Raw genomic sequence first — 411 nt, 5'->3', positions numbered from 1 at the left:
GCTGCCGGGCGACGACGTCGTCACGAGCCTGCTCGTGGACCCCCGCTCGGCGTCGCCGCGCCTCGCGGACAACCTCTGGGTGCGCGTGGTGGACGTGCCGGCCGCGCTGTCCGCGCGCCGCTACGCGGCGGACGTGGACGTCGTCGTGCACGTGACGGACGCTCGCGTGCCCGACAACGCGGGCCGCTGGCGGCTGCGCGCGCCGGCGTTCGGCGACGCGGTGGCCGAGCGGACGGAGGACGCCGCGGACCTCTCGCTCGACGTGCGCGAGCTCGGCGCCGCCTACCTCGGCGGGACCTCGCTCGCGGCCCTCGCGGCGGCGGGGCTCGTCACCGAGCACTCCCCCGGCGCGCTTGCCCGCGCGAGCGCGGCGTTCGGCTGGCCCCTCGCCCCGGTGTGCAGCTGGGTCTT

The 411-nt window shown here is 78.6% G+C and carries 1 protein-coding gene; it reads left to right on the top strand.

The genetic code is table 11. The annotated features are described in order from the left end of the window. The coding region (locus tag G3I78_RS49525) for a sterol carrier protein domain-containing protein (protein WP_203616586.1) at window positions 1-411 on the top strand (411 nt) is incomplete at both ends.

It is taken from the genome of Streptomyces sp. SID13726, from assembly GCF_010548375.1.
Taxonomy (GTDB): Bacteria; Actinomycetota; Actinomycetes; order Streptomycetales; family Streptomycetaceae; genus Streptomyces.
Note: the sequence above shows the minus strand (reverse complement) of the source record. Positions and strands in the feature narration are given on the sequence as shown.